The sequence below is a fragment of the Geothrix oryzisoli genome (assembly GCF_022808865.1).
GTDB classification, from domain to species: domain Bacteria; phylum Acidobacteriota; class Holophagae; order Holophagales; family Holophagaceae; genus Geothrix; species Geothrix oryzisoli.
This window is the reverse complement of the sequence record NZ_JAKZLB010000001.1, coordinates 369,687-392,239: the sequence shown is the minus strand read 5'-3', so window position 1 is coordinate 392,239 and position 22,553 is coordinate 369,687. Positions and strand designations below refer to the sequence as shown.

17 protein-coding genes are annotated in these 22,553 nt (G+C 67.8%); 7 read left to right on the top strand and 10 right to left on the bottom strand.

The genetic code is table 11. The annotated features are described in order from the left end of the window. Positions 1-66: 66 nt before the first annotated feature. Positions 67-777, top strand: coding sequence for a CoA transferase subunit A (locus MLE43_RS01740; protein WP_243301098.1), 711 nt, complete (start codon positions 67-69; stop codon positions 775-777). Here MLE43_RS01740 and MLE43_RS01735 read toward each other — a convergent pair. Genes MLE43_RS01735 through MLE43_RS01705 form a run of 7 tightly spaced genes read right to left on the bottom strand, consistent with a single transcriptional unit; the run spans position 758 to position 10,840 of the window. Beyond that, positions 758-2,578 carry a response regulator gene (locus MLE43_RS01735; RefSeq protein WP_243301096.1) on the bottom strand — a complete coding sequence of 607 codons (1,821 nt, stop codon included), beginning with the start codon at positions 2,576-2,578 and terminating at the stop codon, positions 758-760. The genes MLE43_RS01740 and MLE43_RS01735 overlap by 20 nt on opposite strands. After that, positions 2,575-4,245 (bottom strand): sensor histidine kinase, encoded by a 1,671-nt coding sequence (locus MLE43_RS01730; protein ID WP_243301095.1) that lies wholly within the window; start codon positions 4,243-4,245, stop codon positions 2,575-2,577. Before MLE43_RS01730 ends, MLE43_RS01735 begins: the two co-directional genes overlap by 4 nt. A gap of 40 nt (positions 4,246-4,285) precedes the next feature. Further along, a complete protein-coding gene (locus MLE43_RS01725; RefSeq protein WP_243301094.1) occupies positions 4,286-6,772 on the bottom strand; it encodes a methyl-accepting chemotaxis protein in 2,487 nt (828 codons plus the stop codon). 25 nt (positions 6,773-6,797) lie between these two features. After that, on the bottom strand, positions 6,798-7,328 hold the full coding sequence (locus MLE43_RS01720; RefSeq protein ID WP_243301093.1) for an RsmD family RNA methyltransferase: 531 nt from the start codon (positions 7,326-7,328) through the stop codon (positions 6,798-6,800). A gap of 11 nt (positions 7,329-7,339) precedes the next feature. Continuing rightward, a complete protein-coding gene (locus MLE43_RS01715; RefSeq protein WP_243302323.1) occupies positions 7,340-8,368 on the bottom strand; it encodes a beta-ketoacyl-ACP synthase III in 1,029 nt (342 codons plus the stop codon). A gap of 23 nt (positions 8,369-8,391) precedes the next feature. Then, positions 8,392-8,823, bottom strand: a complete 432-nt coding sequence (locus MLE43_RS01710; RefSeq protein WP_243301092.1) for a chemotaxis protein CheW — start codon at positions 8,821-8,823, stop codon at positions 8,392-8,394. Further along, entirely contained in the window at positions 8,816-10,840 is a 2,025-nt protein-coding gene (locus tag MLE43_RS01705; RefSeq protein WP_243301091.1) for a chemotaxis protein CheA, read from the bottom strand. Before MLE43_RS01705 ends, MLE43_RS01710 begins: the two co-directional genes overlap by 8 nt. Before the next feature lie 176 nt (positions 10,841-11,016). On the opposite strand from MLE43_RS01705, the gene kdsB reads away from it, so the two are divergent. Genes kdsB through alr form a run of 3 tightly spaced genes read left to right on the top strand, consistent with a single transcriptional unit; the run spans position 11,017 to position 13,950 of the window. Next, positions 11,017-11,802 (top strand): 3-deoxy-manno-octulosonate cytidylyltransferase, encoded by a 786-nt coding sequence (gene kdsB / locus MLE43_RS01700; RefSeq protein WP_243301085.1) that lies wholly within the window; start codon positions 11,017-11,019, stop codon positions 11,800-11,802. A 43-nt stretch (positions 11,803-11,845) separates the two neighbouring features. Next, positions 11,846-12,814, top strand: coding sequence for a thioredoxin-disulfide reductase (gene trxB / locus MLE43_RS01695; RefSeq protein ID WP_243301084.1), 969 nt, complete (start codon positions 11,846-11,848; stop codon positions 12,812-12,814). Beyond that, positions 12,811-13,950 (top strand): alanine racemase, encoded by a 1,140-nt coding sequence (gene alr / locus MLE43_RS01690; protein WP_243301083.1) that lies wholly within the window; start codon positions 12,811-12,813, stop codon positions 13,948-13,950. The genes trxB and alr overlap by 4 nt, the downstream gene beginning before the upstream one ends. Positions 13,951-13,959: 9 nt before the next feature. Here the strand turns inward: alr and MLE43_RS01685 are convergent, their stop codons facing one another. The 3 genes from MLE43_RS01685 to MLE43_RS01675 are packed head-to-tail and all read right to left on the bottom strand — an operon-like array spanning position 13,960 to position 19,218. Next, the gene (locus tag MLE43_RS01685; RefSeq protein ID WP_243301081.1) at positions 13,960-16,272 is read right to left on the bottom strand and encodes an LPS-assembly protein LptD; all 2,313 of its coding nucleotides are present in this window, start codon (positions 16,270-16,272) and stop codon (positions 13,960-13,962) included. A 6-nt stretch (positions 16,273-16,278) separates the two neighbouring features. Beyond that, on the bottom strand, positions 16,279-17,001 hold the full coding sequence (locus MLE43_RS01680; protein ID WP_243301080.1) for a ZIP family metal transporter: 723 nt from the start codon (positions 16,999-17,001) through the stop codon (positions 16,279-16,281). Between the two features lie 6 nt (positions 17,002-17,007). Beyond that, on the bottom strand, positions 17,008-19,218 hold the full coding sequence (locus MLE43_RS01675; RefSeq protein WP_243301078.1) for an Rne/Rng family ribonuclease: 2,211 nt from the start codon (positions 19,216-19,218) through the stop codon (positions 17,008-17,010). A 351-nt stretch (positions 19,219-19,569) separates the two neighbouring features. On the opposite strand from MLE43_RS01675, the gene MLE43_RS01670 reads away from it, so the two are divergent. From MLE43_RS01670 to pstA, 3 genes are all read left to right on the top strand, one after another. Next, positions 19,570-20,415, top strand: coding sequence for a phosphate ABC transporter substrate-binding protein (locus tag MLE43_RS01670; RefSeq protein ID WP_243301077.1), 846 nt, complete (start codon positions 19,570-19,572; stop codon positions 20,413-20,415). A 68-nt stretch (positions 20,416-20,483) separates the two neighbouring features. Beyond that, entirely contained in the window at positions 20,484-21,530 is a 1,047-nt protein-coding gene (gene pstC / locus MLE43_RS01665; RefSeq protein ID WP_243301073.1) for a phosphate ABC transporter permease subunit PstC, read from the top strand. Then, entirely contained in the window at positions 21,530-22,426 is an 897-nt protein-coding gene (gene pstA / locus MLE43_RS01660; protein WP_243301071.1) for a phosphate ABC transporter permease PstA, read from the top strand. The genes pstC and pstA overlap by 1 nt, the downstream gene beginning before the upstream one ends. The last annotated feature ends 127 nt before the right edge of the window (positions 22,427-22,553 follow it).

Here is a 22,553-nt window from a genome sequence, read left to right as displayed (position 1 = left end):
TTCAAACAGGGATTCGAGCAGAATGCCAGAGATGGCACACTGTTGGGCCGTTCCGAGGTTCCCTCCATGATCGACAAGCGCATCAGCACTGCCCTGGAAGCCGTGAAGGACATCCCGGACGGCGCCCACCTGGCCGTGGGCGGCTTCGGCCTCTGCGGCATCCCCGAGCATCTCATCGCGGCGCTGGCCCAGACCGGGGCGAAGGGCCTGACCTGCTACTCCAACAATGCCGGCGTCGACGATTTCGGCCTGGGCATCCTGCTCAAGAACCACCAGATCCACAAGATGGTCAGCAGCTACGTGGGCGAGAACGCCGAGTTCGCCCGGCAGTTCCTCAGCGGCGAGCTGGAGGTCGAGCTGGTGCCGCAGGGCACTCTGGCCGAGCGGATGCGCGCCGGCGGCGCGGGCATCCCGGCCTTCTTCACGCCCACGGGGGCCGGCACCAAGGTCGCCGAGGGAAAGGAGACCCGGCAGTTCCGCGGCCGGGAATGCGTGCTGGAGCAAGGCATCTTCGCGGACTTCGCCCTGGTGAAGGCCTGGAAGGCGGACCGCCTGGGCAACCTGGTGTTCCGCAAGACCGCCCGCAACTTCAATCCCCTGGCAGCCACCTGCGGGAAGGTCTGCATCGCGGAGGTGGAGGAGATCGTCGAGGTGGGTGAATTAGCCCCCGATGCCATCCACACGCCGGGCATCTTCGTCCATCGGCTGGTCCTGGGAACGGCCTATGAGAAGCGCATCGAGAAAGTGGTGACGCGGATCAACCCATCGGAAGGCTGAGCCGGACGATGGTCCCCTGCGGGGTCCCCAGGAGCTCCACGGCACCGCCATAGGCGGTCATGAGCTGGGCGCAGGAAGGCAGTCCACTCCCCGGCCGGCGGCCGGAATCCAGGACGGGATCCTCCGGCCGCAAACCCGAGAAGGGCTCAAAGGCGCGCTCGATGAGCCCGGGGGGTATGGCTCCCCCGTCATCCTCCAGCTCCAGCCGGAAGTGCCGCTTCCCTCCCCAGGTGCGCAGCCGGAGGCACCCGGGACTGCCGCCCAGGGCGTGGGCGACCAGGTGCCCGAGCAGCTCCGAGAAATCCGTGGAGACACCGAAGATCAGGTCCCGGGGGGCATGGAGGTTCAGTTCCACCGCCAGTTCCGCGGCCAGGGTCCCGTCCGCCTGGAAGATCTCGAGTTCCTGCCGCAACAGGTCGTGCAGGTGGATCCACTCCGGGGCGCTGGCCTCGACCTGGCCTGCGCGGCGGAGCAGGGCGCGGACCAGATCATCCACCTGGGCGATGGCATTCCGGATCGATTCCATGGACCGGTGGCAGATCTCCCGCTCTTCGGGAAGTGGGACCTCGGTCCGCTCCATGTGGACGGACAGCGTGTGGCTTTCCTCCTTCAGGGTGAGGACTGGCTTCTGGAGGCGCTGGGCCATCTGCATGAACAGGCCGCCCAAGGCGGTCTTGCGGTCCTGGGCCCCCAGGGCCCTCTGGGCATCCTTGAGGGCCACATAGGTGGATTCGAGCCCCTCGTAGCTGGTGCCCAGGGCCCGGCTGGTTTCATCCAGGTGCGCGATGAGCTCCGCATTCTCCAGGCTCACCTGCAGCGTCCCGGCATACAGGGCCGCCAGTTCCATCTCGAACGGCTGGAAGGCCTGCCCGGGGCGATCCGCCGCCAGGAAACCCCAGAGCCCCTCTTCCCCCGAGCGGCTGCGCAGCGGCAGCAGCAGGGCCTGGGCCCTCGGATCCCACAGTCCGAGGTCGATGCCCTGCTCCCAGACCGCTGTCTGGCGAAGGTCGGCGTTCCCGAGGACTTCGCCTGGTGGAAGGGCCTCCGCGCCGGCGGCCAGGGCCTGCTCCCTGGGCAGTACCGGGGTCTCCCCGAATCCACCGTCACTCCAGGCCCGCCCCTGGAAATAGGCCCCGCTTGAATGCAGGCGGTAGGCACTGAGGTGGTCGAGGGCGAGTTCTTCCCTCAGCTGCCCGAGAATCCTCGCCATGATCTCGTCCGCATCCCGGACCGGGATGGTGTCCTTGCCCAGGGCCAGCAGTCTGGAGAGGTGGTGGCTGCGCTGCTCCAGCGCCCCCTGGGCTTCCAGGAGCTTCCGGTTGCCCTCCTGGGCCTCCCGCAGCTGCGCCTCGAGGTGCTCGACCACCTGGTGGGTGAACTGCCGCAGAGCCGCCCCTTCCCGCCCCTGCTCTAGCCGGTCCCGGTGGCCCCCCAGGTAGGATTCCACCTGCCCGACGAACAGGAACGGGTCGATGGGCTTGGAGATGAAGCCATCGCAGCCGGTCACCAGGGCGGTCTCCCGATCGCTGCGCATCGTCTTGGCGGTGAGGGCCACGATCAGGGCGCCGTCCATGGCCGGGTTCTGGCGAAGCTTGGTGGCCACCTCGAACCCGGAGAGACCGGGCAGGTTGATGTCCAGGAGGATCAGGGCGGGCTTCAGCTGCACGGCCAGTTCGTACCCCTTGAGGCCATCCTCGGCCCAGTGGGGCTCGAAGCCGGCCTGCGAGAGAAGCCGCTGGACCAGGCGCCAGTTCATGGCGTTGTCCTCGATGCAGAGGATCTTCTGAGTCGCCCCGCTCATACCTTTCCCCCGGACGCCAACGGCATTTCCACTACGAACACACTGCCCTCGCCTTTGCGGCTGGTGGCCCGGATGTGGCCCTTCATGAGCCCCATGAACCGCTGGCTGATGGCCAACCCCAGACCCGTCCCGCCGAACCGCCGGGAAATGCTGCCATCCACCTGCTGGAAGGGCTTGAAGAGGCGGCCCAGGTCCTCCTCGGTCATGCCGATGCCGGTGTCCGCGATGCGGACCAGGAAGCGTTCTCCGACCGTCTCGGCGGAGATGGCCACGGAGCCGCTTTCCGTGAACTTGATGGCGTTGCCCACGAGGTTGGTGAAGACCTGCCGGAGCCGATCCGGGTCGCCCAGGACCCGCACCGGATCATCGGGCCGCCGGTACTCGAGGGTGATGGGGCGATTCTGCACCAGGCCGGCCGCCATGGCCCTCACTTCGTCCAGCAGCGCCACGGGATCCACCTCTTCCAGTTCCAGCTCCATCTTGCCCGCCTCGATCTTGGAGAGGTCCAGGATCGAGTCGATCAGCCCCAGGAGGGCACGGCCGTTCTGGTAGATGATCTGGAGATCCTCCCTGGCCTCCTCGCCCAGCCGCCCATCCGGATCCTGCATGAGCATGCCCGAGAAACCGATGATGGAGTTCAGCGGGGTGCGGAGCTCGTGGCTGACGTTGGCCAGGAACTCATCCTTCAGGCGGTCCACTTCCTTCAGCTTCTGGTAGCTGGTCACCAGGCTGTCATTCAGTTCCCGCAGCTCCTGGGTCTTCTCCTGGACCTTCTCTTCGAGGGTGCTGGCCCAGGCCCTGAGTTCCACACGGCTCTGCTCGAGCCCGCGGGTCCGCTCCTGGACGAGCTGCTCGAGGTTGGCCCGGATCTCCTCCAGCTCCCAGATGGTCTCCATGAGCTGGCGGGTGCGCTCCTGGACCCGGTACTCCAGCAGGCGGTTCTGGCGCTCGATCTCGTCCCGGGAGACCCGGAGCTTGTCGGTCATGACCTCGAAGGAATGCCCCAGATCCTGGATCTCGTCGTGGGTGTAGACCTTCACGGAAACGGTCTCCAGGTGGCCCTGGGCCACCTTCTGGGCGGCCTCCGTGAGCTGGATCACCGGTCGGAGGTAGCGGTTCGACAGGAAGACCGCCACACCGATGCCCACCACCAAGGTGACCAGGCCCACGGCCAGGCTGGCGCGGATGTTCTCGCGGACGGCCCGCTGGGTTCCTTCCGTGGTGAACCCGATGACCAGCGTGCCCACCTGGTCCGCCCGGGGCTCCTCGTAGAAGACCGGAGCCACCGCCACCAGCATGTTGCTCTCCCGCCGGGCATAGGTGCGCGAGATGCCGTCCCGCAGGACCTGCCCCGTGGCCCACTCTGGGGTGGTGGGAGTGCTGTCCAGCGCCTCCCCATGGGCGCCGTAGACGGCGCTGAACCGGAAGGAGGGGATGTTCTGGACGCCCTGGAGCACCTTGGCGATGTCCCGGGTGTTCCCCGTGCTCACGGCCGGGCCCAGGGCATAGCTGGCCGTCTCGGCAACCTGGCGCGCGCTCAGTTCAGCCTGGGTCAGGATCTGCTGCTCCACCCAGCGAGGGTAGTACAGCAGGTTGAAGGCGATGAATGAGAGGACCAGGATGCTGATGACGGCGCTCAGCTTGGTCTTGATGGACAGGCGATACATGCAGGGGCCCGGGGAAGCGGCCTCCAGCCTACCAGCAGGACTACAGCTTGAAGAGGTTCACTTCCCGGTTGAGCATGTGGACCTGGACGCCCAGCTGTTCCACGGCCCCGCTGGAGGCCCCGATGGCCCGCTCGCTCTCCACGGCCTTGCCCAGCACCCGGTTCATGGTCTCCTTCAGCGACAGCACGTGGCTCTCCTGCCGGGCCAGGATCTCGTGGAGGCTGCTGGCCAGGGCCCGGACCTGCTCGGTGGCGCGGGCGATCTCGTCGCTGCCGGCGCTCTGCTCCCGGGTGGAGTCGCGGACCACACTGGTGGCCTGCTGGACATTCATGGCCAGGGACAGGATGTAGTTGCTCGTCTGCTGCTGCTCCACGATGACCGACCGGATGGTTTCCACCTGGTGGTGGATGTTGCGGTTGGCCTCGTGGATGAGGCTGGCCTGGCCACCCTGCTGGAGGGTCTCGCTGAGAATGCTCTCCACAACCCGATCCATTCCGCCCACCGACTCGAGGATCGCCTGGAGGGCCTCCTCGCTCTGCCCCATGGATTCGGCCCCGTCGCGCACCGCATCGATCCCCAGCTCCACCTGCTGGTAGGCCTTCCGGATCTCAGCTTGGAGCGTCCCGATGATCTGCTGGATCTCCTGGGTCGAACGCCCGGTCTGCTCGGCGAGCTGCTTGATCTCGTCTGCAACCACCGAGAAGCCCTTGGCCTGCCCGTCCCCGGCCGTGCCGCTCTGGGAGGCGATGATGGCCGCGTTCAAGGCCAGCAGGTTCGTCTGCTGGGCGTGATCGCCGATGTAGTCCAGGATCTTGGCGATGTCGGTGCCCAGCTGGAGCAGGGTGCGGGTGGTGCCGTGGAAGTCCTGGACGACCCGATCGATCACCTGGATCTTGTCCTTGTTCCGGGCCACCAGCTCCATGCCCCGGGCCACGGTGTGGATCACGTTCTTGGCGTGGCGCTGCGCGATCTTCACGTTGTCATCGATGGCCGAGGTGCTCTGCTCCAGGTTTTCCGCAAACTCCCGGGTGTGCTCGGCGTGATCCGCGAGGCGATCCACGTTCTTGCCCACGTTCTTGATGGATACGTCGAAGTCCCGGATCGCGGAGGTGATCCCCTCCACCACCATGAGCAGTTCATCCATGCTCTGGTTGATCTGCTGGACGCTGGCGGCCATCTGCACGATGGTGGCGTTGGTGTTCTCCGAGGCCAGGCTCAGCTCCATGGAACTCGCGCTGATGCTGATGGAGGTATCGGTCAGCTCGTTGATCTCCTCGTGGAAGGATTCGATGAGCTCGCGCTGGCCATGGCTGGATTGGCGGACGCCGTCGGCGGATTCCCGGATGGCGCTGGAGGCCTTGGACAGGTCCCGGCTGGCGGCGCGGATCTGGACCACCATGCCCCGGAGGCTTCCCACCATGCGGCCGAACCCCTGAGCCAGAGCCGCCACCTCGTCGTCGCTGTAGACCGACTCGAGGGTGTCGATGCGGCCTTCGCCCACCCGCTTGGCATTGTGGCTCAGCAGGAGCAGGGGCCGTTGCACGTCGCGGAGGATCAGCTGGATGAAATAGACCAGGAAGACCACGGCCAGGAGGAGGATGGCGAGACTGGGCCGCAGGGCCTTCCAGATGGCATCGGCGTACTCCGCTTCGGGGATCACCGCCCGGAGTTCGGATCCGTCCGGAAGCATCTGCCCCACGACGATGTCCCCGGCCCCCGAAACCTGGAGCCGGGAGCCGAGGAGCGCCCCGCCCTTGCTCGCCGGCAGCCGGAGGGAAAGCCCTCCCCCCGCGCCCAGTTTCAGGGTTCCGATGAACGCGTCGAGGTCGTCCTGGGTGCTGTTCATCTCCTGCACGAAGGCCACGGAATCGGCAAGATTGGCGAGTTCGTTGTTGGCATAACTCGTGACTTTGGTGCGGATCGATGACTGGAGAGTAAGCCCGGACACCAGGATGGAGAGCACGAGCACACCGCCGGTCATGGCCAGGATGCCGAAGCCGAACTTGGCCCGCAGGCTGGTGGAGAACCGGGCTTCGGATTCGGTGAATCCGGGCTGGCCCGCCAGGCATTTGTAGATCTTCATCAGGTTCTGTTTGCTCAGGAAATACTGGCTGATGGACGCCAGGGACCCAAGCACCAGGAACACCGCGGCGGTGACGGAACTCACCAGGGTGCTCTGGCCGAGATGGAGCTTGATCCAGAGGTAGGTCCCCACGCTCAGGCAGGTTCCCTGATAGAAGAACAGCAGGGATGAGGTCTGTGGAAAGCGGGTCAGGGAGCGGTAGAGGTCCGGCCCGAGCGTTCCGCCGGCCAGGGTCCGCCCCAGGGCATTGATCTGAAGCACGGAGATCCCCGCCGCCAGAAGCAGCAGGCCCAGCGCGGCCGCCACCCCCCCCATGGAGAGGTGGAATCCCGGCGGGGCCACGAACAGAAACAGTCCGAAACCCACCAGGAAGGCCGCAAGCCAGACGAAGCCCGTCCCCGTGCGGAGACGGTTGACCACCAGGTTGAGGACGGCTGGGTCCACCTGGGCGGGCCCTTCGACCCTGAGTTCAGGCCGGGGCCCAGAAATGGAATCGGGCTGCACCATATTCGCGCCTTTCGGCCAAAATCCAGCCGCTCTGTAATTCCAGCTCGGTCTGGCGGTCCGTCTCGAAGACCAGGATCCCTCCTGGGGCCATCCAGGCCCTCAGGCGGGTGGCCAGGCGAGCCCAGAGGTCCGCAGCCTGGTCGTAGGGGGGATCCAGGAACACCACGGCCTGGCCGGCGAAGGCATCCTCCGGAAGACGGCGCAGGTCCGTGTGCAGCGCCTGGATCCCCGTGCCTTTGGCATTCCGGACCAGACAGGACCAGCCGGGCTCGGAGGCCTCGACGCAGGCGACGGGCCCGTACCCACGGGAATGGGCCTCGAGTCCCACGGCACCGGTCCCGGCGCACAGGTCGAGGAACGGCCCGGAGGGCCACCGCTGGAGGATCGAGAACAGGGCCTCGCGGGCCCGGTCAGAGGTCGGCCGCACCCGCTGGTCCCCCGGGGGCGGCGCCGCGAGCCGTCTTCCCTTCAGGGTCCCGGCGATGATCCTCATGCTGCCGGGGTTCAGTACGCCCAGCGCAGGAGCGTGGAACCCCAGGTGAAGCCTGCACCGAAGGCCGACAGCACCACGAGGTCGCCCTTCTCCACCCGCTTGGCCTCCACGGCCTGATGCAGCGCTGTGGGGATGGTGGCGGTGGTGGTGTTGGCGTAGCGGTCGATGTTCACCATCATGCGGGAGGGATCCAGTTCCAGCCGCTTGGCGGCGGCATCCATGATGCGGATGTTGGCCTGGTGGGGCACGAACAGCTTGAGCTCGTCGCCCCGGAAGCCGTTGCGGTCCATGAGCAGCTTGCTGTTGTCGGCCATCTCGCGCACGGCGTTCTTGAAGACTTCGCTGCCGGCCTGGTGGATGTAGTGCTCCTTGGCGGCCACGGTCTCCGCGGTGGCGGGCTTCAGGGAGCCGCCGGCCGGCATGTAGAGGAAGCAGCCTCCAGCGCCGTCCACCTTGTGCTCGAAGTCGAGGATGCCGAGGCCCTCCTCCACCCGCTCCACGATCACGGCGCCGGCGCCATCGCCGAACAGCACGGAGGTGGCCCGATCCTCCAGGTTGATGATGGTGGACATGATGTCCACGCCCACCACGGCGACCCGGCGGACGCCCCCGGCGGCCACCAGGCTGGCGGCGGTCGTCAGGGCGTAGAGGAAGCCGGAGCAGGCGGCGTTCAGGTCAAAGCCGAAGGCGTTGCTGGCGCCCACCATGTGCTGGATGCGGCAGGCCGTGGCGGGGAACAGCGTATCGGGGGTCACGGTGGTGACCAGGATCAGGTCGAGTTCCGAGGCCTTGATGCCGCGGTTGTCCAGGGCCATCTGAAGGGCCGGCGCCCCCAGCTGGGAGGCCCCGGTGCCGGGTTCGACCCACCGGCGCTCTCGGATGCCCGTGCGGGTCCGGATCCACTCGTCGTTGGTGTCCATGATCTTGGACAGATCGTCGTTGGTGACCACTTTTGGAGGAAAACATTGCCCAGTGGCAGTGATTCCAACGGGGGCGGCAAGGCGACGATTCAAGGGAGCCTCCGGGCACGAAACAGTCATCATCGCATGGACGCCCGGGTCCGTCAGCGGTCCTTGCGAAGACGGTGCAGCAGCGCCAGGAGATGATCCGGATCCAGCAGGGCCAGTTCCTCGCCACCGACCCGGCACACCTTCGCCAGGATCGGAGCCCAGGGGTCGCCTTCCGCCGGGTCGGACCACCCTTCCTCCGGAGCTTCCAGGGTGCCGGTCAACCCCTCCAGGGGAAGGCCCAGGCGAGGCATGAGGACCGCCATCGCCACCGCAGATTCCAGGCGGGCCGGGCAACCTTGGAGCGCGGTCCAGTCGAGCACGGGGAGGAATTCCCCCTGGTAGAGCACCACACCCTGGATGCCGGGGGGGCCGCCGGGAAGGGGCGTGATCGGTGCGAGCGCCACCACCTCGCGAAGGCCGGACATGGGCAGCAGGATGTCCCGACCGGCCGCCTTGGCCCGAAGCAGAAGCGAGGTTTCAGACACCGGCCACCCGCCGCATGAGGGAATCCATGGCCAGGCCCATCAGGTCTTCGGGATCGAGCACCCAGAGGATGCCCTCCTCCTGGAGGCTGCCACCCATGATCCCCGGGGCGTGGGCCAATTCCGGCAGGCTCCGCAGGAGGAGTTCGGCCCGGCCCGAGACTTCATCGACGCCCAGGGCAAGGTCCAGGCTCGCATCGGCGGAGGCGCCCTGCTGGCGGAGCACCACGAGGAGGCGCTGCCCCTGGGCCGGTTCGGGCAGTCCGAGACAGGCCTGGAGGGATTCCATGGGAAGGTTCTCCCCCAGCACCTCGGCACGGCTGCCGCCCCGCAGGGCCTCAGGGCTCGCCTGGACCCGCAGCACGTGACTCAGGGGGATCCCGAAGATCTGCTTGCCACAGCGGACTTTCAGGCAGCCGACCACGGCCCGGGACAGCGGCAGGCTGAGGCGGACGAGGCTGCCCCGGCGCGGCTCGCTGGAGATCTGGATTTCGCCGCCCATGCCCACCACCTCCGCCCGGACGACATCCATGCCCACCCCCCGGCCCGAGATCTGGGAGGCCCGCTCTCGTGTGGAGAAACCCGGTTCCAGGGTCAGCCGATGGAGATCCTCAGCCGTGTGGACCTGCCCTTCCCGGAGCAGCCCCATGGCGAGGCCGCGTGCCTCGATCCGGGCCAGGTCGAACCCTCGTCCATCATCCCGGATGTCGAACCGGAGGTTCCGGCCCCGCTGCGAGGCCGAAATCTTCAACGAACCGATTTCAGCCTTGCCCTGGGCCACCCGCTCCGCCGCCCCTTCGAGGCCATGGTCGAGGGCATTCCGGACCAGGTGGAGGAAGGGCTCGGTGAGCCGCCCGAGCAGGCTGCGCTCCAACTCCAGTTCACCGCCCTGGAAGGAGACCCGCACCGGCTTCCCCATGTCGCGGCTGAGCGCCTTCACCATGGGTTCGATCCGCTGGAACAGGCTCTCCACTTTCACCATGCGCATCTGGAGGAGGGATTTCTGAACCTCCAGCAGACCCGTTTCGATCTCGCCCATCATCGCCCGGGGCCGGTCCAGGTCCGGATCCTCCAACTGGCGCAGCACCTGGCTGGCGGTGTCCCGCACCTGCGCCACGGCCATGAGGCGGGCTTCCAGCGCTTCCACCCGCTGGGCCGGCAGCCGGAGCACTTCGGCGTCCTGGGCCGCCGGGGGTGGGGAGGCCTGCAGCGGTTCGGCGGCCTGGGACGAGGCCTCGGGCGATTCGGGGGCGGCCCTCAGGCTGGCGGGGATCCGCTCGGGGTCGGCGAGCCTGAGGATCTCCAGGGCCTCGTCCGGACCTGCCCCCAGGCCCTGGAACTCCAAGATGGGCGCTGCCACCAGCAGGAGGAAGCTCAGTCCGTCCTGGCCCTCGGCCGCCTCCAGAGGCAGGGCGGAGATGAGTTCCCCCTGGGCCCCGGCGGCCTCGCTGAGGGCCCGGAGGCGCTCGTCGAAGGTGGCGAGTTCCAGGCTGACGCGGATCCCGTGAATGGGGATGCCGGCCAGGAGCACCGCCGTCACCCGGGTCCGCTCGTACTCGGACAGCGCCTTCAGGACATCCGGGGGGAGATCCAGCAGTGAGGTGAGATCCAGGACCGCGCCATCGGGCGGTCGGGCCAGCGCCTCCAGCTCCCCGAGCTGGCGCCGGATGGCATGCAGGTAGTCGTCCGGTTCCGGCTGCCCCCGCTGGAGGCCCGCCAGGCCGGATTCCAGGGCCTGGATGCCGGATTCGAGCGTCTCGATCAGCGAGTCGGTGGACCGCAGGCGGCCCTGGCGCATCAGGTCGAAGATGTCCTCCATGCGGTGGGCGGCCTGGCTGAACCGGGGGAAGCCGAGCATCCCGGCCATGCCCTTGAGGGTGTGGGTCGAGCGGAAGAGCGCGTTCACCGAGGCCTGCACCACGTGCGCAGGCTGGGGCGTCTTCAGCGTCGCCAGCCGCTCCCGGGCCTGGGCGAACAGGTCCTCGCATTCAGCCCAGACATCGTCGAAGGATGGATCCAAGAGCACTCCCGATGCCGTGCCATCGGCAGGACAGTCCGGGGACTGGAATCTGGATCGGTGGTCGGATCGCCGGAGCCACCAGATCCGCCGCCCAGAGGGCCCGTCAGCTCCATGACCTCCGGCCATCGGATGATCCGATCATCAGCGACAGCCTCCAAGGCGCTTAAACTGTCGTGATGCGTACCCTTGCCGTCCTCCCCTCCCGTTTCCAGGCCTCCCGCTTCCCCGGCAAGCCCTTGGCCCTCATCGCCGGGAAACCCATGATCCAGTGGGTCTTCGAGGCGGCCCGCCGCGCCGAGGGAGTGGACCGGGTGGTGGTGGCCACCGATGACGACCGCATCGCCCAGGTGGTGCGTGGATTCGGCGGCGAGGCCGTACTGACGGATCCCGCCCTGCCCTCCGGCACGGATCGCACGGCGGCGGCCCTGGAGGCCGTGGGTGAACCTTTCGACTGTGTGCTGAACATCCAGGGCGACGAACCCGCCATGCACCCCGAGACCGTCGCCGCCGTGGTGGCGCTCATGCGCGACCAGCCGGACCTGCCCATGGGCACGGCCGCCTGCCCCTTCGCCCACGCGGACGAGCTGTTCAATCCCAATGCCGTGAAGGTGGTGGTGGATGACCACCGTCGGGCCCTCTATTTCAGCCGCAGCCCCATCCCCTATCTGCGCAGCAGCACCATCTTCGAGCCGGATTTCCGGCCCTGGATGAAGCCGGAGCAGCTGGCCCACTTCAAGCGCCACCTGGGGCTTTACGCCTACCGGCCGGAGACGCTCAAGGCTTTCACCCGACTGGCACCCCATCCCCTCGAGCAGTTCGAAATGCTGGAGCAGCTGCGGGCCCTGGCCGCGGGCATCCCCATCGGCGTGGCGGATACCCCCTTCCTGAGCCTGGGTGTGGATGTGCCGTCGGATGTCCCCGCGGCCGAAGCCCTGCTGCGGGAGCGGGGACTGGCGCGGTAGACTCTGCTCGAGGCCAACGCCCGTTCCTTGCCAGGAGAATCCCGTGAGCCACCATAAAGTCGTCGTGATCGGAACCGGCCCCGCAGGCTACACAGCGGCGCTATACGCCTCTCGCGCGAACCTGGCTCCCCTGGTCTTCGAAGGCGTCCAGCCCGGCGGCCAGCTCACCATCACCACCGAGGTGGAGAACTTCCCGGGCTTCCGCCAGGGCATCGCCGGGCCGGCCCTGATGGATGAGATGCGCGAGCAGGTGCTCCGCTTCGGCACCATCATCAAGTCCGAGACCGTCCTCAAGGCTGATCTTCAGGACCGCCCCTTCAAGCTGACCACGGACAAGGGCGAGTACACGGCGGATGCCGTCATCATCGCCACCGGCGCCTCGGCCAAGTGGCTGGGCATCAGCAAGGACGAGCAGCTCTCCCGGTCCGGCGGCGGCGTCAGCGCCTGCGCCACCTGCGATGGCTTCTTCTTCCGCGGCAAGGAGATTGCCGTGGTGGGCGGCGGCGACACGGCCATCGAGGAGGCCACCTTCCTCACCAAGTTCGCCACGAAAGTCCATCTCATCCATCGCCGCGACAAGCTCCGCGCCTCGAAGGCCATGCAGGACCGCGCGCTCAAGAACGAGAAGATCCATCCGGTCTGGAACAAGACCGTGCTGGATGTGCTCACGGCCACCCACGAGACCCCCATGGGCGAGAAAGTCGAGAAGATCCGCGCCCTGAAGCTGAAGGACACCGTGGATGGCAGCGAGTCCGAGCTGCCGGTGGAGGGGCTGTTCGTGGCCATCGGCCACCAGCCCAACACCGGCCTCTTCAAGGGCCAACTGGCCATGGACGAGACCGGCTACCTCCAGGTGGAGAAGGGCTCTACCCGCACGGCCCTTGCCGGGGTCTTCGCCTGCGGCGATGTGCAGGACCACGTCTACCGGCAGGCCATCACGGCCGCGGGTAGCGGATGCATGGCCGCCATCGACGCCGAGCGCTGGCTGGTCGAGCAGGGCCTCGCGGAGTGAATGAGCAGAATCTCGAACCCCTGAAGCGGCACCCGGAGGGTCGTGCCCTGCGGGCGGAGGTGGACCTGGGCCGCATCGCGCGCAACCTGGATCGCATCCGGGCGGCGGCGGGGGGCCGGGGCATCTGGGGCGTGGTGAAGGCCAATGCCTACGGGCATGGCGCCGTGCCGGTGGGGCGGGCCCTGGAGGAAGCGGGCGTCCACGGCCTGGCTGTGTCCAACCTCGAGGAGGGCCTGGAACTCCGTCGGGGTGGCATCGAGTGCCCGATCCTCGTGCTGGGCGGCCTGCGGCCCGAGGCCCTCCCCGCCGCCAGCGCCGAGAACCTCACCATCGCCCTGGTCGGGCCGGAACACCTCGACGACTACGCCCGCCTCCTGCCTCAGCACCCCGTCCGGCTCCACTTGAAGCTGGACACGGGCATGGGCCGCTTCGGTCTGCTCCCATCGGAGCTCGGGGAGCACCTTCCCCAGCTCCAGCGCCTGTCGCCCTGGCTCGAGGGGGCCATGGCCCACTTCGCCACGGCGGACGACCCGGATCCGGGCTTCGCCCAGCGCCAGCGCCGCGTCTTCGATGCCTGCCTCGCGCAGCTGGCGGACGCGGGCATCCATCCGACCCAGCGCCACCACGGGAACAGCGACGCCTGCCTGCGCGGCCTGCTGGACCAGGACACCCACGCACGGCCGGGTCTGGCCCTGTACGGGCTCACCCTGCTGGCCGAAGGCCATGTCCTCGGCCTGGAGCCCGCGCTGGAGCTGGTGGCCGAGGTGGCCCGGGTGAAGGCCATGCCGGCGGGCACTACCGTGGGCTACGGCCGCACCTTCGTGGCGCCCCACCCCCTCCAGATCGCCACCCTGACCTGCGGCTACGCCGACGGCTATCGCCGCGATCTTGGCAACCGCGGGGTGGTGGGCTTCCGGGGGCGGACCTTCCCCGTGGTGGGCCGCATCTCCATGGACTACCTCACGGTGGCCCTGCCCCTGGACGTGCCCGTGGTGCCGGGAGAGCCCATGACCCTCTACAGTTCGGACCCGGCCGCGCCGCACAGCCTGGAGCGCCTGGCCCAGGTGCTCGGCACCATCCCCTACGAGCTGACCTGCGCCCTCCACCGCCGGATCACCCGCCGGTTTTCGCCGTGACCACCGCCTTCAGCGCCGGAAGCTGAAGAGATCCCCCAGTCCGCGCAGGGTCAGGGTCAGGTCGACTCGATCCTCCCGCCCCCCCGAGACGAGGTTCGTGTTCAGGGCCACATGGGTGTATTTCAGCACGTAGGCCACGCAGGGCTCGACATAGGCCAGGGCCACCTGGCTGGAGGCGAAGCCGCTCATGTGGAAATCGTAGTTGGCGCTGAACTCCAGGCGCAGGCGGTCGTCCCAGATGCGCTGGACCCCGCCCACCTGCAGGCCCTTCTGGCGCACCAGGAACCGGTTGATGCCGGTGGAGAAGTAGGCCAGGTTGAAGTGGCTGCCGTTCTTGGCCTTCACGTCCATGCTCAGGGCGTTGTCCGAGCCGCCGGCCCCCAGGTCCGAGGAGCGGCGGAGGCTGATCCGCAGCCGCTCGTCGGGCTCCACGTCCAGGTCGGTATCCACGCTGGACCAGCCCTTCTTGTAGCGGCCGTCGCTGAGGATGATGGGGGACGAGTGGTAGCGGGTGGCGATGCGCAGGCGGGCCATGTCCGCGAACCCGGAACCGGCGCCGGGCCGTCCGAGGAGGTGCTGCTTGAGGCCCAGTTCGAAACTCCGCTCGCCGGAGGCGCTCTCGTTCACGCCGGGAAAGGAGTCCACGGTATCGAAGCGCGGCAGCCTGCCGGCCTCGCCGTACAGGCTGGTCTGGGTCCAGCCGAAATAGGGTTCGGCCACATGCTTGAGCTCGCCCTGGTAGCCGAGGATCGAGACCTCCTTGAAGGTCCGGCCCACCTGGGGACCGGACAGCCGCAGGTGCTCAGAGGCGAGAAAGCGCGTGGCCGCGGCGCCATCCACCTGGAAGGGGCTGGTCGCGGGATTCACCGCCGTGTCCGTTTCCCCGCCCATCGGATCGAACACCGCGGACCCCAGGCTCGCGCTGTAGTGGGTGGCCCGTCCCATGGCCTCGAAGTCCGCCCGGAAGGGGCCCCACTGCCCAAGGCGTCCGTGGATGCGGGTGTTCGCGTCCTGCCGATCCCAGGCATAGGTCTGGCTCGAGGTCGTGGCGCTGCCCTCGACCCGGTAGGCGAAGCGGCCCAGGCGGATGCCGCCATCGAGATACAGCGGGCCCAGCAGCGGGACGGGGAAGAAGCGGAACTCGGCCTGGGGCAGAGTCTGCCGCCGGAGCGAAGCCGGGAAGTCCGGGCTGTAGAAGGGGTCGCCCTGGTCCTTGGTGTAGAAGAAGCTGCGCTGCTCGGCCGCCGAGAGGTTGAGGCTCCCGAAGGTGTAGGTGCGGCCCAGGTAGAGGGCGGAATCGAAGCTGGTGGAGCCCAGGTACCCGATGCCCTTGCCGAAATCAGCGTCCACCAGGTTGTCCGACGCCTGGTTCACGTCCGCCGTGAGCTGCCAGCCGTCTTCGCGCTGCCACACCTCCTTGAGGGAATAGCGGTAGCGACGGGTGTCGAGGCTCTGCTGGTGGATGGTCTGGCCCGAGAAACTGCCCTCGTGGGTCAGATCCGGGTGCCACCGCGCCTCCCCGCCCCAGAGGACTCCTTCCTTGGTGTAGTACTCGGGCGCCAAGGTGGCGTCAGCCGAGTCGCCCAGGACCTGGTAGTAGGAAAGTCCCAGGTTGGTGCCGAAGGAGCTGGACATCCCTATCTTGGGAGGCAGCAGGCCGGAAGTCCGCTCCGCCTGGGCCGGATACAAGGCGTACGGCACGTAGTAGATCGGGACCGCCCCCAGCAGCACCCGCGCATTCCACATGCTGGCGAAGCCGTCGAGGTCCACCTTCAGGGAGGAGAGCCGCGCCTTCCAGCCCGGCCGCTCTTCCGGGCAGGGGCTGAGCTCCACGGCGTCGAAGACCCAGGTGCGCAGCGTAGTAAAAGCGACATGGCTGGAGCGCAAGGTCCAACTCGGCGGCAGGTCCATCTGGAGCGCCCAGGCCTCGCCTGACCGCCGCTCCCAATCCATCTGCAGGCGTTCACCGCGGAGGCGGAGCGCCGGCCCCTCCAGTCGGATGTGCCCCTCTGCCACCAGGCGGCCATCGGTGATGTGGTACTCGATGCGGTCCGCCAGGAGCAGCAGACCCTCGGACTGGATGGCGCCCTGCTCCAGGATCCAGACATCCCCCTTTTCGAAGACGCCCTCACCCCGGTAATCGAAGGGCACCCGGGACAGCCCGGGCCCCCGCTCCACCTGGAAGGGGCGGAGGGGCAGCAGCTCGGCAGGCGTGGGCGCCTCGAGCGGAGCCGGATGGGGAATGTCGGGCAGGCCCTGGGCCGCCAGCAGGGCCGACAGGGCGCCCAGCAGCAGGCCTCGGGACCTCCCGGGGATGGCCATCGGGGGTCAGTGCTGGTGCGGCAGCAGCCGCGCGCTGACGAGGAAGATCCCGACCCCGCCCAGGAGCGCCACCGTGCTGCGCAGTCCGGAGACCTTCTGCACTTCCGGCAGCAGGTCCGAACTGGCCACGTAGAGCGCCAGGCCCGCGGTGAGGCCCAGGACGGGGCCCGTGGGAAGGCCCAGCATGGACTGTCCGGCCGCGCCCACCAGGGCCGCCAGAGCCAGGGTTCCGGCAGCCAGGAGTGCGCCCCGGTTCCCGAAGCCCCGCACCAGGAAGATCGAGGCGATGGTGCCGCCTTCCGGGATGCGGTGGAACAGGATGCCCAGCACCACCAGGGGTCCCAGGTTGCTGTGGGTGGCCAGGGCCGCGGCGATGGCCACGCCATCCATGAGGCTGTGCAGGGAAAGGCCCACCAGCGCGAGCACCCCGCTGAGCGGGGAACCGTCCTTGTGGGTCTCTTCGCCGTAGTGGAAATGAAGCGTGATGCCGTGCTCCATGACGTGGACCAGGAGGTAGCCCGCGAGGACCCAGAGGGCATTGCCCTCGCCACCCCTGGCCTCCATGCATTCCGGGATGATGCGGACCAGGGTGACCGAGAGCAGGTAGCCTGCGGCCACACCCGAAAGCAGGCGCATGAACTGGGCCCGGCCCTGGAGGAACCGCACCACGCCCCAGCCGCCCAGGAGGGTGGCCAGAGACGCGAGAGGGGCCAGCCAGTAGATGGACATGATCGGCTACTCGGCCTTGGGCTTCTTGGCGCGGGTGGCCTTGGGCTTGGGCGCGGTTTCAGGAGCGTCTTCCGCCTTGGCGGCGCTCTTGGCCTTGGCCTTGGGCGCGGCCTTCTTCTTGGCCGGGGCTTCGGCCGCTGGTTCGGGGACCACCGGGGCCACTGGTGCCACGGACTCTGGTGTGGCGGGCACCTTCGCGCGGGGCGTGCGCTTGGGCTTGGCCGGAGCCGCCGGTTCGGGAGCCGCCGTCGGCGCAGCGCCAATCTTCGGCCGCGGGCTGGGCGTCAGGAGGCTGGCGACCAGATCCGGCGTGGCCTTGGGAGGCTCGGGCTGAGCCTCGTACTGGGGCGTCGGCCGGGGAGCGGGCTCGGAGGTGGAATCTTCAGAGGTCGTGACCGCAGCCTCGCCATTCCGCTCGGCGCCGCCCTTGCGACGACGGCGGCGGCGCTTGCGCTTGGCGCCGTCACCCTTGCCTTCTTCGCCGCCGGCCTCGGCACCCTCTTCCTCGTCCTCGTCTTCGGGCTTGGCGCTCTCGAACAGGGCACGCAGGCGCTCCCGCTCATCCAGGGCCGCCCGCTGGAGGTCCCGGCGGTCGTATTTGAAGGCTTCCTTCTTGGTTTCCTTGGGTCCTTCGCCATGGACACCCAGCGCCTTGTCGAAGGAGATGGGGCTGTCGCCACCCAGGACCACCGTCTCGTCCTCGGGAGTGCCCTTCTCGCGGTGAGGCTTGGGCGTGGGCTTCTCCACCGGAGCCTCCTCGGCCCGCTCGATCTCGGCCGACATCTCGCCGTAGGACATGGACCAATCGGCCTGGATGATGACCTTCGCGTCGCTCTGCTCTTCCATCAGGGAGAGATCGCGGCGCTTCTGGTTCAGGAGGGCGGTGGCAATGGCCGGGGCCAGTTTCACGCGGATCTCTCCGATGCCGCCCTTGGCCAGGATGCCCTGGAGGCGACGCACCACGGACAGCACCAGGGCCTCCATGGTCTTCACCTTGCCGGTGCCCGCGCAGGTGGGGCAGGCCTCATGGTTCACGTGCTGCAGGCTGGGGCGGATGCGCTGGCGGGTCATGACGAGCACGCCGAAGCGGTTGATCTTCCCGACCTCCATGCGGGCCTTGTCGGCCTTGAGGCAGTCCACCAGGCGGTCCTGGACGGAGCGGATGTGGGACTCGCGCTTCATGTCGATGAAGTCGATGGCGATGAGGCCGGCCAGATCGCGCAGGCGCAGCTGGCGGGCCACTTCCTCGGCCGCCTCCATGTTCGTCTTGAAGGCCATGTCCTCCACGCCGTCGCCGGAGGTCTTGCCGCTGTTCACGTCAATGGCCACCAGGGCCTCGGTCTGATCCAGCGCCAGGGCGCCGCCGCTGGGCAGCGGCACCTTGCGGCCGTAGATGCGGTCGATCTGCTCCTCCAGCTGGAAGCGGGAGAAAAGGGGCTTCTTGCCGGTGTAGTGCTTCAGCACGTCCAGGTGCTGGGGCATGGTGCGCTTGAAGAAGGACTGGGCGGCGTGGAAGGTGTCCAGGTCGTCGATCTGCACTTCCTCCACATCGGCGCTGAACGTGTCGCGCAGGGTGCGGGTGACGACGTCATCCTCTTGCCAGACGAGGCCCGGGCCCTGCCGGTGCTTGTAGCGGTTCAACACTTCCTTGTAGGTATCCAGCAGGTACTCCAGGTCGCGCTGGAAGTCCTCCTTGGTGACGCCGAGGCTGGCGGTGCGGACGATCACGCCAATGTCCTCGGGGATCTCAAGGGTGTCGACGAGCTGCTTGAAGTGGCGGCGCTCATCCGTGCCCTCGATCTTGCGGCTGATGCCGTTCACGGGGTTGCCGGGAGTGATCACCAGGTAGCGGCCCGCCAGACTGATCTGGCCGGTCATCATGGCGCCCTTGGAGCCCAGTTCCTCGCGCACGGCCTGGACGAGGATCTCCTGGTCCCGCTGGAGGATCTCCTGGATGCGGCCCCGGCGGCCTTCGCTCATGTCCCGGGGCAGCTCACCGAGCGGCAGGAAGCCGTTCTTCTGGCCGCCGAAATGCACGAAGGCGGCCTGCAGGCTGGTGTCCACCCGCATGACCTTGGCCTTGTAGAGGTTGCCCTTGATCTTCTCGTTGTGGAGGAATTCCACGTCGTAATCGAACAGCACACCGTCGATCAGGGTGGCCACGCGGATCTCTTCCGGGTCCGTGGCATTGATCATCATGATTTTCTTGGGGTTCAAGGATTCTCCTGTGGGTTCCCAGGCTGCGGCTGGCGCAGGGCGTGCGCGGCGGCCTTGCATGGGGATGGATATCGGGATGGGAGGTCGGGAAACCGAAGGGGGCCCTGCCCTGGCTTCGGCCACCCGGGATGGAAAAAAGGGATGGTCGCGATCCCTGGGGGGCAAAGGGCGATGCCTCGATCTGCCCACAGGATCTTCAATCATTAAACCCACTTATTTCCGGAGGGGCAAGCAAAGAGCGCCCTGGGGCCCTGGGCGTCAGGGTTGGCCGAAGTTACACCGATGTCACAACCAGTCGCCGAGGCGTTCACCCCCGGTCACCAGGATGGGAAGCATCTGAGGGAGATACCCATGAAGATCCGATTCCTGGCCCAGACCATCCTGGCGGGCTTGCTCGTGACCGGGGCAGCCCAGGCCCAGACCGTCACCGTCATGGGTTCCACCGCCCTGGGGCCCATCGTCAAGAAGGCGGCCGATGACTACATGAAGGCCCACCCCGGCGTCCAGATCGCGGTGAGCGGTGGCGGGTCGATGACCGGCCTGAACCAGGTGACCAGCGGCGGCTGCCACATCGGCATCTCCGATGTCTATGCCACCCCCGATCAGGACAAGGCCGGCGTGAAGAACTACAACATCGTGGTCCAGCCCTTCACCCTCATCGCCCACCCGGGCGTCGGCGTGGGCAACCTCACCGCCCAGCAGGCCGAGCAGGTCTTCACGGGCAAGATCAACAACTGGAAGGAAGTCGGCGGCAAGGATCAGAAGATCGTCCGCGTGATCCGCCCCGAGTCGTCGGGCACCCGCGCTGTCCAGAAGAAGGTGATCCTGCACGACCAGGACTTCAGCAAGAACGTCCTGATCCAGGATTCCACGGGGGCCGTGGTCACCGCGGTCGCCACCACCCCTGGCGCCATCTCCTTCGTGGAGCTGGAGCACCTCGAGAAGAACAAGGCCCGCGTCGCCGGCATCGCCTACAACGGCGTCGCCTGTTCCAACGAGGCCGTGAAGTCCGGCAAGTACCCGGTCTTCTCCTTCGGCCACGCCTACACCAACCCGGCCAAGCTCAGCGATCCCAAGGTGAAGCAGACCGTGGACGGCTTCCTGGCCTTCATCCTCAGCCATGAGTTCCAGCAGAACGTCCTCAAGGCCGGCTACCTGCCTGTGGACTACGTCAAGTCCCTCAAGACCAAGCTTTAATGCCTATCGGATCCACCCTTCCCCACCCAGCGGGCCTACCGCTGGGTGGTTTGCGGAAAGCCGGACCCATGCCCGATGCGCCAGAAGCCGCCCTCACCGCCGCCCCCACCGGAGGCGGCGTTCCCATGGAAGCCGGGCAGGAGCCCCCTTTCGCCGCGACGGGAGCGCCCGTTCTCCAGCACAGCCGGTTCCACCGGCTCTCCGACCGATGGGCGCATCTGGCCTTCCTGGCCTGCAGCCTGCTCGTGGTCGGCCTCATCGGCGGCATCCTCTTCTTCCTGGCCTCCCGGGGCCTGGCGGCCTTCTGGCCCGTGGCGGGCAACACTGGAAGGACCCTCAGCCTCTCCGAAGTCTTTCTGTCGACGGACTGGGCGCCCTCCTCGGACCACTTCGGCATCGTGCCCTTCATCGCCGGCTCCCTGGGTGTCACGGGCCTGGCCCTGCTCATCGCCGCCCCGGCCGGCATCCTCACCGGTGTGTTCATCGCCAAGCTGGCCCCGACCTGGATGCGGAACCTGATGCGCCAGGTGATGGACCTGCTGGTGGGCATCCCTTCCGTGGTCTACGGGATCTTCGGGCTCACGGTGGTGCTTCCCTTCGTCAGCGGCACCTGGCTCGCGGAGGCCCCGGCCTCCGGCTTCGCCGTGGCCGCCCTGATCCTGGCCGTCATGATCGTGCCCACCATCGTGAGCCTGTCGACCGACGCCTTCGAATCCCTGCCGACCAGCCTGGATGAGGGCGCCCAGGCCCTGGGTTCCAGCCGCTGGCAGGCCATCTGGCATGTGCTCATCCCCGCCGCCCGGCCCCGCCTGCTGACCGCCGCGGTGCTGGGCCTGGGGCGCGCCATCGGCGAGGCCATGGCCGTGCAGATGGTCATCGGGAACAACCCCCAGTGGATGGCCCTCATGCGGGAGTCCACCGACCGGGCTCCCTTCCTCCGGGCCCTGTTCACGCCGGCGGCGACCCTCACCACGGAACTGGTGCAGGAGCTGCCCAACACCCCGGCGGGCAGTCCCTGGAACAACGTCCTCTTCGCCATGGGTCTCCTGCTCTACCTGCTGACCATGGTCCTGATCCTGGCCACCCGGCGGCTGGGCCGCGGCAAGGAGGCGTGATGACCCCGGTGCTGACCTTCCGCCGATCGCGAACCTCGAAGTTCGTCGACCGCCTGATGCGCGGTGTCCTCTGGGGCCTCGCGATCCTGTTCGTCCTCGTGCTGGTCGTCTTCGTGGGCGCCATCCTCAAGCAGGGGTGGCCGGTCCTGAATCTGGGCTTCCTCACGAAAATGCCGGAGACCCTGGATGCCGGCGGCGGCATCAAGCCCCAGATCTTCAACTCGCTCTACCTGGTGGTCCTCTCCCTAGGGCTTTCGCTGCCGGTGGGGCTGGGGGCGGGCGTCTACATGGCCGAATATGCGGGCAAGGGCCGGATGCTGAACTTCCTGCGGCTCTGCATCGAAACCCTCGCGGCCACCCCCTCCATCGTGCTGGCCCTCTTCGGCATGATCGTCTTCGTGCAGGCCATGGGCTGGAGCTTCTCCATCCGCTCCGGTGCCCTCACCCTGGCCCTGCTGAACATCCCCGTCATCACCCGCGTCACCGAGGTCAGCCTGCTGGCCGTCCCCCGGGAGCTGAAGGAGGCCAGCTACGGCCTGGGCGCCACCAAGCTCCAGACCATCCTGAAGGTGACCCTGCCCTACGCGGCCACGGGCATCCTGACGGGCCTGGTGCTCACCGCGGGCCGGGCCTTCGGCGAAAGCGCCATCCTGGTCTTCACCGCCGGCACCAATGCCAGCGCCCATTTCCCGGACTTCCGCCTGACCGTGCCTGGTGAGACGCTGTCCGTGCACCTCTGGTATGTCACCTCGGACGGCACCCTGCCCGATGCGCGGGAGATCGCCGCGGGCACCGCCGCAGTGGTGATCCTGGTACTGCTCACTTTGAATCTGCTGGTCCGCCTCGTGGACCGCGCCATCCGACGACGGACCCGTTCGGGCCTTTTTTCAACATGAGACGGAGCCGCGCGTGGGGCGCCGCCCAAGCGAGACAAGGAAAGCGACGATGACAATAGCGGTACTATTGACGAGGAGCTCGACGCAGTATCGCGCCGGGCGCCGCCCCTCGCCCTCCGGGACGGGC

What these genes read in the sequence shown, in the direction of transcription:
- pstC (WP_243301073.1), top strand. Translation starts at nt 20,484, where the DNA reads ATGCCCGATGCGCCAGAAGCCGCCCTCACCGCCGCCCCCACCGGAGGC.
- MLE43_RS01730 (WP_243301095.1), bottom strand. Translation starts at nt 4,245, where the DNA reads ATGTATCGCCTGTCCATCAAGACCAAGCTGAGCGCCGTCATCAGCATC.
- MLE43_RS01680 (WP_243301080.1), bottom strand. Translation starts at nt 17,001, where the DNA reads ATGTCCATCTACTGGCTGGCCCCTCTCGCGTCTCTGGCCACCCTCCTG.
- MLE43_RS01670 (WP_243301077.1), top strand. Translation starts at nt 19,570, where the DNA reads ATGAAGATCCGATTCCTGGCCCAGACCATCCTGGCGGGCTTGCTCGTG.
- MLE43_RS01685 (WP_243301081.1), bottom strand. Translation starts at nt 16,272, where the DNA reads ATGGCCATCCCCGGGAGGTCCCGAGGCCTGCTGCTGGGCGCCCTGTCG.
- MLE43_RS01740 (WP_243301098.1), top strand. Translation starts at nt 67, where the DNA reads ATGATCGACAAGCGCATCAGCACTGCCCTGGAAGCCGTGAAGGACATC.
- pstA (WP_243301071.1), top strand. Translation starts at nt 21,530, where the DNA reads ATGACCCCGGTGCTGACCTTCCGCCGATCGCGAACCTCGAAGTTCGTC.
- kdsB (WP_243301085.1), top strand. Translation starts at nt 11,017, where the DNA reads ATGCGTACCCTTGCCGTCCTCCCCTCCCGTTTCCAGGCCTCCCGCTTC.
- MLE43_RS01720 (WP_243301093.1), bottom strand. Translation starts at nt 7,328, where the DNA reads ATGAGGATCATCGCCGGGACCCTGAAGGGAAGACGGCTCGCGGCGCCG.
- MLE43_RS01735 (WP_243301096.1), bottom strand. Translation starts at nt 2,578, where the DNA reads ATGAGCGGGGCGACTCAGAAGATCCTCTGCATCGAGGACAACGCCATG.
- MLE43_RS01715 (WP_243302323.1), bottom strand. Translation starts at nt 8,368, where the DNA reads ATGACTGTTTCGTGCCCGGAGGCTCCCTTGAATCGTCGCCTTGCCGCC.